The sequence below is a fragment of the Chryseolinea serpens genome (genome assembly GCF_900129725.1).
Lineage (GTDB): Bacteria > Bacteroidota > Bacteroidia > Cytophagales > Cyclobacteriaceae > Chryseolinea > Chryseolinea serpens.
Genome location: NZ_FQWQ01000005.1, coordinates 93,714 through 107,840, shown reverse-complemented (window position 1 = coordinate 107,840; position 14,127 = coordinate 93,714). Strand labels below are relative to the sequence as shown.

Annotated in this window: 7 protein-coding genes; 1 reads left to right on the top strand and 6 read right to left on the bottom strand. The window is 50.6% G+C overall.

Annotated elements, in window-relative coordinates; all coding sequences use genetic code 11:
- Positions 1 to 88: 88 nt before the first annotated feature.
- Positions 89 to 2,533 (top strand): ABC transporter permease, encoded by a 2,445-nt coding sequence (locus tag BUB30_RS28335; RefSeq protein WP_073141445.1) that lies wholly within the window; start codon positions 89 to 91, stop codon positions 2,531 to 2,533.
- Between the two features lie 129 nt (positions 2,534 to 2,662).
- On the opposite strand, the gene hemE is transcribed toward BUB30_RS28335, so the two are convergent.
- The 6 genes from hemE to BUB30_RS28305 form a co-directional block, all read right to left on the bottom strand.
- Positions 2,663 to 3,691 carry a uroporphyrinogen decarboxylase gene (hemE, locus tag BUB30_RS28330; protein WP_143165124.1) on the bottom strand — a complete coding sequence of 343 codons (1,029 nt, stop codon included), beginning with the start codon at positions 3,689 to 3,691 and terminating at the stop codon, positions 2,663 to 2,665.
- A 120-nt stretch (positions 3,692 to 3,811) separates the two neighbouring features.
- Entirely contained in the window at positions 3,812 to 4,879 is a 1,068-nt protein-coding gene (locus BUB30_RS28325) for a DUF4249 domain-containing protein (protein ID WP_073141442.1), read from the bottom strand.
- Between the two features lie 2 nt (positions 4,880 to 4,881).
- Positions 4,882 to 7,299, bottom strand: coding sequence for a TonB-dependent receptor (locus BUB30_RS28320; protein ID WP_073141440.1), 2,418 nt, complete (start codon positions 7,297 to 7,299; stop codon positions 4,882 to 4,884).
- An 82-nt stretch (positions 7,300 to 7,381) separates the two neighbouring features.
- Complete coding sequence (locus BUB30_RS28315; RefSeq protein WP_073141439.1) at positions 7,382 to 9,028, bottom strand: hypothetical protein; 1,647 nt, start codon at positions 9,026 to 9,028, stop codon at positions 7,382 to 7,384.
- Between the two features lie 8 nt (positions 9,029 to 9,036).
- A complete protein-coding gene (locus BUB30_RS28310; protein ID WP_073141437.1) occupies positions 9,037 to 10,764 on the bottom strand; it encodes a SusD/RagB family nutrient-binding outer membrane lipoprotein in 1,728 nt (575 codons plus the stop codon).
- 10 nt (positions 10,765 to 10,774) lie between these two features.
- Complete coding sequence (locus tag BUB30_RS28305; protein ID WP_073141436.1) at positions 10,775 to 13,972, bottom strand: SusC/RagA family TonB-linked outer membrane protein; 3,198 nt, start codon at positions 13,970 to 13,972, stop codon at positions 10,775 to 10,777.
- Positions 13,973 to 14,127 lie beyond the last annotated feature (155 nt).

The window sequence follows — 14,127 nt, the reverse complement described above, 5'->3', positions numbered from 1 at the left end:
CAGCGGATTTGTTCCTGCTTGGCCATATTTCCATGGCTTGGGATGTGGCACATGGATTGACTTTGGTGGTACCTGTAAACTTCTCGCTATGATCAGGAACTACATCAAGGTGGCGCTGCGCAGCCTCATCAAACAAAAAGTATATACGCTTATCAATGTCCTGGGGCTTTCCGTGGGCATCGCGAGCTGTCTTCTGATCACGATGTTTGTGATCGAGGAGTTTTCGTATGACAAGTTTTTGACGGATGCCGATCGCATCTACAAGGTTGTGTTGGAGCGAAAATATCCCAACCATTCCACCAACTATGCTTTCATTCCCCACTCCTATTCCGAGGTGATGGGCCGCGACTTTGCAGAAGTGGAAGACGTGGTGAAAGTGAGCGGCCCCATCAACAACGTGGTGGTGAATTATACCGACCGCAACAGTGAAGTGAAGCAGTTTGAAGAAAACTTCGTCATGGCTGCCGACTCCAACTTCTTTTCTTTTTTCAGTTTGAAACTGATCAAAGGCAATTCAAAAACCGTGTTGACGAAGTTGAACGACATCGTGCTAACCCAAGAGACTGCCAACCGCTATTTTGGCCAGGACGACCCCGTGGGAAAAACGCTAAAGATCTTCAACCAGGATTTTAATGTCACCGGCATTTGCGAAAACCTGCCGGACAATTCACATTTAAAATTTGATTTCTTATCGAAGTGGAATGATCAGTTCTTCGGCGGCCCAAAGGTGAACTTCATCACTTTCTCGGCACATACCTATATAAAACTCAAACCCGGCGCCAACGCTGCCGCACTGGAAGCAAAATTTCCCAAGATGGTGGACACCTATGCGTCGGCGCAGATCGAACAAGATCTTGGAAAATCATGGGCCGACTACAAACGTGAAGGCAACGGCTACCGCTACTTCCTCCAACCCCTTACGTCCATCCACCTCGACCCAACAAACCTGGAGGGAACCATGCGACCAGGGGGAAACCGCAATTATGTGTACTTCCTCATCTGCATCGCCTCGCTCATCCTGGCGATCGCCTGCATCAACTTTATGAACCTGGCCACGGCGCGTTCGGCCGAGCGGGCGCGTGAAGTGGGCGTGCGCAAAACAATGGGTTCGTTGAAAGGCCAGCTGGTTTATCAGTTTCTGGTGGAGTCTGTTCTGCTGAGTTTGTTTGCAACGGTGTTGGCGCTAGGCTTGGCGCAACTCGCACTGCCTTACTTCAATGCCCTGGCGGGAAAACATCTCTCCCTTCCGTTTACACCCGGTATATTGGGGGGCCTATTACTCATCTCGGTGGTGGTAGGTTTTATGGCTGGCAGTTATCCAGCCTTCGCGTTGTCGTCGATCAATCCTATTGTGGTGATGAAAGGTCATTTCGCCAGCCAGGCAAAGGGTTCATGGTTGAGGAACGGGTTGGTTGTTTTTCAGTTCTTCATTTCCATCGTGCTCATCGTAGGCACCCTCACGGTGGTGAAGCAGATGAACTATATGGAAAACAAATCGCTCGGTTACGATAAAGAGCAAGTGCTGGTCATCGATCGCGCGTTTGCGCTGAACAATAAGGTGCAGACCTTCATCGAAGAGATGAAGCGCGTCCCGGGTGTGGTAAGTGCCGGGGGAACCTTCTCGCTCCTGGGCCGGCAGGGTGATTTCTTTGGGGCACAATTCACACCCGAAGGCTCGTCGGAAATCCTCACCACAAAAAGCATGGGTATCGACGACGACTTTGCCCAAACCATCGGCTTTGAGTTTGTGGCAGGCCGGGGATATTCTAAAGAAACCAATGACTCTCTTTCTATCATCTTAAATGAAACGGCCGTGAAAACCATGGGACTCTCCGACCCCGTGGGTAAAAAGTTGAAGCAGATCTTGCGCCGTCCGCAAGGAAATGCAGAAGTTGTCTTTACGATCATTGGTGTCATCAAGGATTTTAATTTTCAATCCCTGCGCGATCCGATCACACCCCTCACGATTCAGAGCGTCGAGAGCTTTGGCGGTGGCGCGGGCTATGTGACCGTACGGCTCAACCAAAGGGACGCCCGCAGCGTCGTGAGCGCCGCGGAAGAAAAATGGAAAACCTTGGCGCCGGATCAGCCCTTTAAGTATTTATTCCTCGATCAGAATCTTCATGCTCAATATGCCGCAGAGCAACAGGCCGGCAACGTGTTTGCTGTTTTCTCCGGGTTGGCCATTGTGATTGCTTGTGTGGGGTTGTTTGGGTTGGCGGCCTATACCGCGAACTTGCGAACGAAAGAGATTGGTGTACGCAAGGTGATGGGCGCTTCCGTTTTTAGTGTAGTGATCTTATTGTCGAAAGAGTTTACGAAACTGATTGTGGTGGCCTTCGTATTGTCGGTGCCATTTTCGTGGTTTATTATGGATCGGTGGCTTGAGGGATTTGCGTTCCGTGTGGATTTGGGTGTCGGTGTGTTTTTGCTGGCGGGAGGCTTGGCATTGTTGATCTCGTGGATCACGGTGAGCTATCAGTCGATCCGGGCGGCGATTGTTAATCCTATAAAATCTCTTCGGAGTGAATGAGTGAAGGTCAGGGCTAAAGCCCTTTCGATATAGATGTCAATAACCCCGGCCTGAAGGCCGGGGTTATTTTTTGGTAATCATCGGAATTTCTTTGCGCCAAACTTTGCGTCTGGTTTATCAACGACAGTCCTAGCGACGCAGCGTTGCGCTGTATTCCTTCACGGTGTCGATGTAGCATTTCACTTTGTCTACTTCGGTGTCGGGATATAAACCGTGGCCGAGGTTGGCGATGTGTTTGTGGGGGCCGAAGGCGTCGAGCATTTTTTTGGTTTCGCGTCGCACGTCGTCGAGGGAGCCGTAGAGGGCGCAAGGGTCGAGATTGCCTTGGAGCACTTTGTTGGGGAGCAGGGCGCGCGATTCGGCGATGCCCATGTTCCAATCCAATCCTACGACGTCGCAGTTGATGGTATTCATTTCAGCACGCGCGAAGAAAGCTCCTTTGGCGAAGACAATTTTGGGGACGTCGTTTCCGAGGGCATCACAAATTTTTGAGATGTATTTCAGGGAAAATTCTGCGTATTGATCCGGCGATAATATGCCAGCCCAGGAGTCGAAGATCTGCACGATGTCGGCGCCGGCTTTGATCTGCGCTTTCAGATAATGGATGGTGCTTTGGGCGATCATGTCCAGCAAGCGGTGTGAGAACGCGGGCTGGGTATAGAGCATTTTTTTTGCCTGGCTAAAGGTTTTGCTGCCTTTGCCTTCGATCATGTAGGAGAAGATGGTCCACGGTGCGCCCGCAAAACCAATGAGTGGCACTTTGCCTTGAAGCTCTTTTTTGGTGAGGCGGATGGCGTCTAATACATATTGAAGTTCTTCGGCTTGTGCGATGTGCAACGATGAGAGATCGGCTTCCGACGTGATCCGTTTGGGGAAGACGGGGCCTTTGTTTTCTTCCATTTCATAGTTGAGACCCATAGCCTCGGGGATGACCAGGATATCGGAAAAGATGATGGCCGCGTCCACGCCCAGGATGTCGACGGGCTGTATGGTTACTTCGGTGGCCAGCTCGGGGGTTTTTACGAGGGTTTTAAAGTCTTTGGCGGTTTCCCTCACCTTTCTGTATTCCGGGAGAATGCGGCCGGCCTGGCGCATGAGCCAGATGGGGGTGCGATCGGTGGCAAGTCCTTTGGCGGCAGAGATCAGTCTATCATTCATGGGTAGCTCTATAAGGCGGCAAATCTAGCCCACAAAGGGGAGAGTTCACCCCTAAACAATAGAATTTTGTTCGGCCAAAAAAAGGCCCTTCAGACTTTATTCCACGCAGGGTTTACGCGTTCAATTTATCCAACCCGGAGGCATGACGTTTGTGCGGCCAACCTGGTTCTCGCAATTGACACAGGTTTCCGCAATCTCATAGGGATTGAAAGGCCTGCGAACGAGCAGCACATCGACATTGCGATCGACATAAAAATAGCGCTGCACAACACTGTTCGCCATAAAATAGCCCAACACCTGCTCGGTCGGATCGCTAACGTTGAAAATATTGCCCTGGATCGTAGCGGGTGATTTATCAAACACACCGCCGGTGTTGTTCAGTTGATCATACACGGCCGACCAGAATTTAAAAGCGTCCTCGGAAATTGATTGTTGTTTCACCATGATGTAATACGGATCCTTCGAATCGTAGGGCACATCGGTGATGTGTTGTCGTCTCAGGCGTTTGCCGTTGCTCAGGTAGTCGGACGTAAGCGAAAAACAGCCATCGCAAAACGTGATCCTCCAACACGGGTTGCAGCAAGGATAAGCCAGTCTTCCTCCACCAGGCAGGGCCACGATCTTGCAGTAGGGTAGTGTTTCATAATGCTCCCAGTTCCACCAATAATAGTTGTTGGTTTCCGGCGCATCCGTGGTCTCGAGGTAGACCGAAAATTTACCGGGCACGTCCGTCGACGGAAGGGGTTTGAACTCTGCAAACAAGGTGTCGATCGCCGGAACAGGTGCCATCAATTCAGGACGGGATTCATACCGCGTACCATTTTCCAATACGATGGTGACATGATAGGTCCTGCCCGGGACACCTTTTGTGTCGTCTGCTGTTTTATACGTGCCGTAAGTGGTGGGGCTCAGTTCTTCTTCATATCCCGTGTCGTCGTAGAGAAACACGCGGGCATTGTTGGGATAGAGATAGGATTTTTGTTTGATGTCGGAATAGGGTGGTGTGTAGTTCACGCTGATGAAGTGTGGGCCTGGGCCATCGGTGATCGAACCGCTCACGACCAGCTGCTTATCTATATCACGACGCTCGGGTTCAAAAGGAGTAACACAATTGTTCAACACCAGCAGGACGATGCCGGAAGAAATGGTGATGAGCCTGGTTTTTATGTTGGAAATCGTCAGCCTCATAGTCAGAACTTAAAATTATAGGTGATCGAGGGTATGATCGTCGCAAAAATCGAAAGCTTGTAGGCATCCGAAGAGATGATGGCTGAATGTATGCCGTTTGTTTTCGTGAAAATGGAATAAGCATTCTTGCGCGCATACACGTTATACAGGCTGAACACCCAACTTCCATGAAAGCGCTTGTTCGCTGCGCGCATCGGGTCGATGGTCATGGAGAGGTCAAGGCGATGATAGTTCGGAATAACATCCTGGTTGCGGTCTATGAAATTAGACACTTGCAGGAAGCCCATGTAATAGCGATTGTAGGCATACGTTGTCGGCCGGCCGGAACTGAATGTAAAATTCGCAGCATAGGTAATGCCCTTTTTATTCGGACTATAGTTCAACACCAGGTTCAAACTGTGGGGTCGGTTGTAGTTCGCCGGGTACCACTTCCCGTTATTCACCTGTTCGTTGGGATTAGTGGATTCGATCAGGATCATCGTTTGAGAATACGTGTAGTTCAGCCACCCGGTGAGACGGCCTACATTTTTCTTCAATTGAAATTCCAGTCCATAGGCTTTGCCCTTCCCCTGCAGGATAACTGTCTCGGGCAGCGGCGTCAGCAACAGGTCGGCACCCCCTTTGTAGTCGCTGATGTTCTGAATATTCTTGGTGTATACTTCCAGGGATGCCTCGTATTTGTTCTGATAAAAATTCCGGAAATAGCCCACCGAAAATTGATCGGAGATGATGGGCTTCACATACGTGTTGCTGAGTTGCCAGCGGTCTGTAGGTAGCGATGCCGTTGTGTTCGTAATCCGTTGCAGGTATTGGCGCAAGCGGCTGTAGCCAATCTTTATGGAGGACTTTGGTCCTAAACGCATGTTGAAGGCCAGGCGGGGTTCAAGACCACCATAGCTGGCGATGCGTTCGTGTTTGCTATAGTGAATCGTGTCCGTTATATACTTTATGTCGCGCTCCTTTCCCGGCGCGTAGGCGTAGACCGTGGAAGGTCCCGTGTTGAAATAATAAGAATAGCGAAGCCCCGCTTGCATGGTGAGCCATCGTTGCAAGTGCACTTCATCCGATCCAAACACAGCCATCTCTGTGCCCTGTTCGGATTGCAGGGGGGGCAGGGATAGATCCGTTTCATCGGACAAGGGGATCAGGGTACCGGGATTGACCTTGTATTGCGCCAACTCAACTCCTCCGATGGCCTGATGCGCGTTCTTTTGCCACGACAAGTCGGACTTCATGGATTTATAGGAGATGTCCGATTTGAAATCATAGTCGTTCGGAACTTCATGACTGGAGATCACGGAATTGTACTTGCTGTAGACCAGCGCTGACTTCAAGGACAGGTTGGAGGCAAACTTATGGATCCATCCCAATGTGGCTGTGTTGCTTTTCCAGCGATAGTCGGTGGCCGGTGGTATGTTTCCATTCGAGATCGAATCGGAAGGAAGTTTAAATACATCGGTGGAATTATAGGCGGTCAGGTAAATCCGGTCGTTCCCCTTCAGGTATTCCAGCCGCCCGGTGATGTCATAGAAATTGGCTTTTGTGTTCCGCAGGCTTGAGCTCTTCAGCACTTTGAAAAGATAGTCGGAAAATGAAAACCGCGTACCGATGATGAGCGATAGCCGGTCTTTGATGAGTGGTGTCTCAAACAAAAAACGGTTGGCCACCAACCCGATCCCTCCCTGGAAACTTTTCTTTGTGGAAGGACTTCTGACGCTGATGTCCAAAACGGAAGAAGCACGTCCGCCAAACTGGGCCGGAACGCCGCCGCGGTACAACGAAATGTCTTTGGCCATGTCGGGGTTGAACACCGAGAACATGCCCATTAAGTGTGAGGGATTAAAGATGGGCATGCCATCCAGCAAGATCAGGTTCTGGTCCGAATTACCCCCGCGGACGTTTATCCCCGAGGTGCCCTCTCCCACCGTGGTGACGCCGGGCAACAGCAACATACTTTTAATGATATCGACTTCCCCAATAAACGCCGGCATCTTCGACAGCGTCTTCATCGTCAGCGTGCTCACACCCATGTCCACACTGGCCACGTTGTGATCTTCCGCTTGTGCGTTCACCACCATTTCATCCAGTTGGGTGATGTCTTCCTCCATAACAACATCGAAACGTTGGGATTGATGCAGGGTGAGCTTGACGCGAACGGTTTTGTAGCCGGTGAATGAAAACTTTGTCCAGTAGGTTCCCGAGGGCACTGAAATGGAATACGTTCCAAGGGAATCGGACACGGTACCAATATTCAATTGCTCCAGGTACACCGTTACGCCGGGCATGGGGTTGTCATGCTCTGAAATGGTTCCTTTCAGTACAGGTCCTTGAGCGAAGCCGGGGAGTTGAACGGCAAGCATAATGAAAGCCAGGCAATACTTCCAGGGGGAGCTATCGGTTACAAAAAACGGAACTCTCATAACATAAACAGGAAAAGATCAATGCTAAGTATTAAAAAAGGCTGCCCGTGAAGGCAGCCTTTTTCATTTTTATGCAAAAGAATTATTGCATGGTAACCTGCGTCGGGCCCGTGTTCTTACTCACGTTACCCGTTGCATTCACAAAATAGAAGTACACGTCAAAATCGCCGTTTGAGACAAATTTACTCGATGCCACTCCGAAGCCATTGGACACGTCGAAGCTTCCGGTTTCGACTGGTGTATCGCCACCAAAATCAAATCCATCGTTCACCACTACGCCCTTAATGGTACGGGTTGCCTGTGTGGGTGCAGCACTTCCGGCGGGCACTGCCGCATAGAAGACTGTTCCCGAGGTTGCGCCACCAACATTAGAAGGGCCGGTGGTTGTTGTAGCCGACCATTTAATGTTATTACCAAGATCGTAGTTGGCGTCCAGCGTAACTACCGGCACCGGAGGCTCACCGATGTCATTCAATGTCGTAAACGATATGCCTGCGAAGTCGTTGCCAGCCAAATCGGCGCCACCAGTAACGTCAAAGTCCAGATCGCCCGGAGTCACGGTTGTTCCTTCATCCGTATCCTTGTAGACATAGGTATAGGTTGCCGATCTGCCATTTTCAGCGATGGTCATCACATCTTCATCTACCGGATCCAGGTTATGACCCGTCACCGAGATCAACAGGTCGGTGCCCGGATCGAGTTCTTCCTGGAAATTAAGGGTAATGGCGATGTACTGATCACGTCCGATGCGAGGGCCTGCGGCGGGGTTTGCCTGGTTTTCGATAATCGGAGCGCCCACTACTTGGGGACCGAGGTTATCGACTTGTATGGTAGCCAGCTTGGCTTCCGGCTGCACCAGTCCAGCGGTGGCTCCCGAGCCACCGGTCACAGCGCCTGCCACTTTCACAGAAACGGGTCCCGTATAGCCCGGACCGGCTGTGTAGATGGCATAGAACTTAGTTCCAGAGTCGTCGTCCGGATCTGCTACCAATGTGCCCAGCGTACCTTCGTTGCCCACCAGTGTTACCGTGGGGGGTGTGGCAATTTCAGTCTTGTATGTGATGTTCAACGTATCCTTCGCCCCATTCTTCAACGGCGTACCTACACGCAATGCGAACTTCGGTACCGGAAGGAAGTTGTTAATGTCATCGTGGCAATAGAGAAGGGTTTGAGCGGGATAAAAAATACCGCTTTGATACAAACCACTGTTCACCACAGATGTCGAGAACACCACCGATCCATTGGTCAGGAGCAGATCTGATTCGATATTCAAAAGATCATCGTCCTCCACCGTAGGATTTCCCACGGCAGTAAGAATGGCGGAAAGTTGAATGGACAAAACGCCTGTCGGGTTTCCGGTGCCGGTTGCCGTTAACGTCGATCCCGGGAATGTTGCCACTTTGGCGCGTGTATCGATCGTGTACTGACCTGCATTATCAGGGTCGGGTCTTTGATAGTGTGCATACACCTGGATCTCCTGCAGCGACTTGGGGTCTTCTGAAAGGTATTCAACATCCATGACGAAGGTTTCGTCGCCGACGATCTTATTTTTGAAGAACGAATTCGAACAGCCATTGTCGTTCAAGGCGTCGAACGAATCTCCGCGGAGCGCCAGGATCGACCCCTTGGTTTGTTCCTTCAGGCGAAACGGATCCAGGGAGTCATCCGCGCATGCCGCCAAACAGGCGATGCCGATGAACAGCGATAATTTATTTATAGTTGATTTCATAGTTTCGTTTATTTAAGGTCATCGGGATTTTTGTCCCAGAAAACTTTCACTGATCCATCTGTCTTTTGAGTCACCGATCCGTTCAGGTTGGCATAGACTGCGGGGTAGATGAGCGACATCGCAAACTTTCCACCGTTAAGCGCAAGCATGGGCTGAATGTTCTTCGGCGAGCTTGTTCTGCGATAGAGGTTATAGGCCTCAATACCGTTTCCAAACAGCGCGAGATAGTATTCTTTCATCACCACGTCAAGCTTATCGTCGGATGCATCGAAGAGATTGCCCACGAAGATCTTGTAGTCCGGTGCAGAGGCAACCATCGATTCGGGAACGGTCTGTCCAAGGGATTCTCCCATGGCTTTTACCCGATTGATCGACTTATCGATACCTGTTGTCATCGATGCTTTTGCGTCGGCAGGGGTTCCAATACCCAAGCGGAGGGCCGCTTCAGCCTTTATAAAGTCAATGAAGAAGGACATGAAAATGGGTTCGATTCCTTTACCATTTCCGCCAAGGCCTTGAACGACGGGCAAATAAAAGTCAGCACCTTTACCGTCGCCGGGTCTCTCGTCATCTGGATTTGTATAGGTGATGTTGGTGTCAGCCAATCCACCGGCAGGATATACACCCACCACGGTCTTCACTGTTCCGTCGGGAGGCGTTCCACTGGCATCGCCGTGATCGCGACCGAAGAAACCGGGCTCAAATGTGCAGAAAGGAGTTCCGGTGCCATAGTGAAGAGGCTTCGGGTTTAACACACAAGGAACAGATTCTCCATCGATAGAAAGGGCTTGGTCAATGGAACCGACCTGGCGGAAGAAATAATATCTCCAGCGAGGATCTTCGATCCCTTTTCCATTGTAGGCTTCCTTCAGGTAATAGTTTCCAACATAACCTGTGCCGTTACCTTCTGCCGGTGTATAGAACTGGCGATACTGAGGATGGCGGGAGCGGGCAGGAATGTCTGCTGTTCCGTATTTGTAAGTGAATTCTTCAGCATCGGTATCGATGAGATCGCCGTCGGCCAACAAGGCTGTGATCGCTGTTACCGCTTCTGCTTTGCGGGCAGGATCGGTAGAGATGTTCATCCAGGCTTTCAACTTTAACGAATTGGCCAGCGTGATCCATTTGTCAGTGTCGCCGCCGTAATAGATGTCTCTGTCAAGGCCATGTCCACTGGCTGCCAGATCTGTTTTGGCTTCATCCAGAAGCGCGATGGCTTCGGCATAGATCTGGGCTCCAGGGTCAGCTTTCGGGTTAAATACACCGGTCGTTCCCTGCAACGCTTCCGTCTTCGGAACGTCGCCAAACACGTCCACCAGCGTAATATAGATGTAAGCCTTCAGGACCTTGGCGGAACCTGAATGCACCATAAAGTTTCCGTCTTTCGCCATCGGAAGCAGGGTTTCGATGTTGATCAGCACGTCCTGGTAAGCACGTGTCCACATCTGATCGAAATTCTGAGAGATCAAGGCTCTTTCATAGGTGGAACCGCTGATCATCGCCATCATCCGCACGACTTGGTTGACGCCCACGTTGGTTCCTGTAACACCCGAAATATCATTACCGGATACCAGGGAATAGAACGCAGCAAAATCCAATTGGATCTTATTCATCAACAGGTCCACGTTTGCCTGGCTGGTTGATGCTTCATTCGGGTTATCCAGATCTCTGTCCATGTTACAAGACATGGCGAACAGGATCAGGGTCAGAGTGAAATATTTATATATCTTTTTCATTGTTCGTCGCTTATAAAGTTATCCGAAGGTTAACACCATAACGTCTGGCCGAAGGACCGCCCAGGAAGTCGAAGCCTGCGCCATTGCCCACACCGAAAGCCGTTCTGTCGAAATCGGCTCTGGAGTATTTCGGCGCATTGATCGCACGGAACCAGAGGTTGCTACCCAGGAAGGAAATGTTGATTCCCCGTACACCCAATTTGGTGGTGATCGAAGAAGGCAGGGAGTAGCCCAATTTAACTTCTCTCAAGCGGATGCGTGTCGCATCGAAAACGCCTCTGTCGTTGGCCGATCCACCGATGATGGAGTTTCCAAAGAACATACCGGAAGTAGTTACCGGAAGATCGTTAGGCGTTCCGTCCGACTGCTTCACACCGGGAAGAATGAGGGGAAGACCGGGATTGAAGGCCTCCAGATCTTTCGCCACACCGCGACCCACCATGGTAGCCGCTGTATAGGAATAAACCTGTCCGCCATTCACATAGTCCCACTGGAATCCAAAGTTGATGCCTTTGTAGTTCATGTCACTGATCAACGATCCCAACCATTTCGGGTTCGGGTTGGCAATGACCTTAATGTCATTGGAGATCACCCAGTTGCCGTTTTCGTCAACGAGGTATTCGCCTTTGTCATTTCGCTGTGTATAGTTTCCTTGGATAACGTTGAAAGGTTGTCCTTCGATGGCAAAGTTACCCAGGTTGGTAAATCCACCGATGAGGATCTCTTTCGATCCTTCGGGCAAGCTTTCCACTTTCGAAATGTTCTTGGTGTAGTTCACGCGAACATCCCAATGGAAATCTCCTTTGCGGAAGGGGCTGATCGTCAAACCAAGTTCAACACCCTTGTTGCGGATAGAGCCGGCGTTGATCAGCGTGGTTTGATAACCGGTTGAAGGGTCGAGCGAGCGATTCAGGATTTGATCTTTTGCTTGTCTGTTATAATACGAGAGATCGACCTTGGCCAGGTTGTCCAGCAATTGCGCTTCCAATCCGAATTCAATTTCCGTCAGCAACTCAGGCTTCAGGTTCTTGTTGGCCAAAACAGTAGGCGTTCCTTGGGTGGAAACGATGCCTTGCACGTCCTGGGAAGCCTGGGCGTTGATGGCCAGGTAAGGACGCGTGTTATAAGGCTCGGGGAAGTTTGCCGAAGTACCGTAGGCGGCTCTTAACTTCAGGAATTCCAATACTCCGGAAGCGAAGTCAGGGAAGGCCGTTGTGGGGATGAACGACAAGCTGGCACCAGGATAGAACAAAGAGCGGTTAGCTTTTTCAAGTGTGGTCGACCAGTCGTTCCGGCCGGTCAGGTTCACATACAAGAAGTCTTTGTAACCGAGACCCATGTCGAAATAGGCACCTGCCCAGGTTCTGCGCATGGTCTTGTTCAGGTTGTTACCTCTGAAGTCGCGTGACGTTGTGTTGGAGAAGTTACGGTGCTCGATCAAGCCATACACCACTTGTCCGGAGCTTTCCAAACCGGATTGCTCGTTGGTATCGGTGCGGGCGTTGAAACCTACTACGCCGGTCAGATCAAGATCGGTGGCGATCTCCTTGTTGAGGCTCAACATGAAGGTGTGATCCACGATCGTATTGAGGAAGTTGACAGAGCGATAAAGACCGTTTGACAAAAGTTGAGCTTCCGTAGGATAGCCCACCGAGCCTTTGTTCAGCCAATAGGTTTGTTTTTCAGAATAGGTATCCAAGCCCAGACGGTAGCTTGCCTTCAACCAGTTGGTGAGCTCATAGTTCAGGCTCACGTTGGCAAAGAAGCGGTTTGTCTTCGAAGTCTGTTGCGCGTTGCTCAGCAGCCAGCGGGGGTTGGTAACGTCGTTACCGTTGCGATAGTAAACACTGGCGTGTGTAATGGGGTTCTCATAGGGCCAGTTCATCAGGTCGATGTTACGGGGCACGTAGAACAAGTTTGCAAACACGGAAGGTCCACCGGTGGAGTTACTACCTGTGCCGGCTCCGGTCGGAGGGCTCTTGATCTCAGTCCGCACAAAATTGAATGTGCTGGTGATGGAGAGTTTTTTGGTCAGGTTTGCCGTTCCGCCCAGTGCGAGGTTGTCGCGCTTCATGTTGTTGTTCTGAATATAACCGCTTTCATCCAAGTGGCTATAGTTCAGGTTCAGGCTGGAGTTTTCACCTTTGAAACCCAGGTTCAACGACGTGTTCGACGATGATCCTTTCTTGAAGAAATCTTTCACGTTGTTTGGCGCCGGCTTGGGAACGTATCCGGTGGCATCGTTAAATTCCGGATGATCCGGGAAAAGTGCGCGGTGTTCGTAGTAAGGGTGTTTTCCTACGGCTACGTTGTTGGAAAACAAGCTTCCCCAGTTACTGAAGAATTCACCATAGTCACCATCGAAACCGTTGGCCCATTTATTTTGATACTCCGGCAAAATGGCCTGGATCACAAAATAAGACTGGCTCACACTGGCTTCAAATTTTTGCTGCTGCTTGCTGCTGGCGCCCGACTTGGTCGTCACCAGGATCACACCATTTCTTCCCAGCGAACCATACAAGGTTGTGGCGCTCAAACCTCTCAGGATGTTGATGCTGGCAATGTTGTTGGGATCAATGTCGATAAAACGCGAAGGCGCAATGTTACCATCGCGGAAGTCGGTGTTGGAATCGTTGGTCGATGTGTTGATCGGAATACCATCGACAACCCACAGGGGTTGTGTATTTCCGTTCACCGAGCTGATACCGCGGATGTTGATCTTGGAACCAGCACCGGCCATACCCGAAGAGTTCAGGATCTGGAGACCGGGGGTTCTTCCTTGCAACGCCCGTCCTACGTCGGTCTCAGGCTTGTTAGCAAGGTCTGCCGAGGAGATGGTCGTCGACGCATACCCAAGGGCTTTGCGCTCGCGCTCGATACCCTGAGCGGTAACCACGACTTCGGAAAGTTGCTTGACATCTAAGGTAAGTTGAACATCTAAAGTTGTTCTGTCGCCAACTGGCACTTCTTGGGTGAGGAGACCGATAAAAGAAAACACCAGGCTGGCATCTCCGGAGGGGACTGTCAATTTATAGTTACCGTCGGTATCGGTAACCGTTCCATTTGTGGTTCCTTTGACCACCACGTTTACACCGGGAAGGGACGAGCCGTCTTCGGAGGACGAGACCCTACCGGTGATCGTCCGCTCCTGCGCAAAAGAAAACAGCGCAAAAGCTAACGCGCACCACGTTAGTAGATACTTCTTCATAGGTTTAGGTTTAGGTTATTGTATAATATCCGGACCCAATTTAAGGTAGTAAAGCACAAAAGGAAATACCGCAAGTCGTTTTTTTTGCGGTATTTTCAATGGCAAAGGCCAAATACTGCGTTACGTTGCGTTATTCGCATTTTACAGGGATGGAA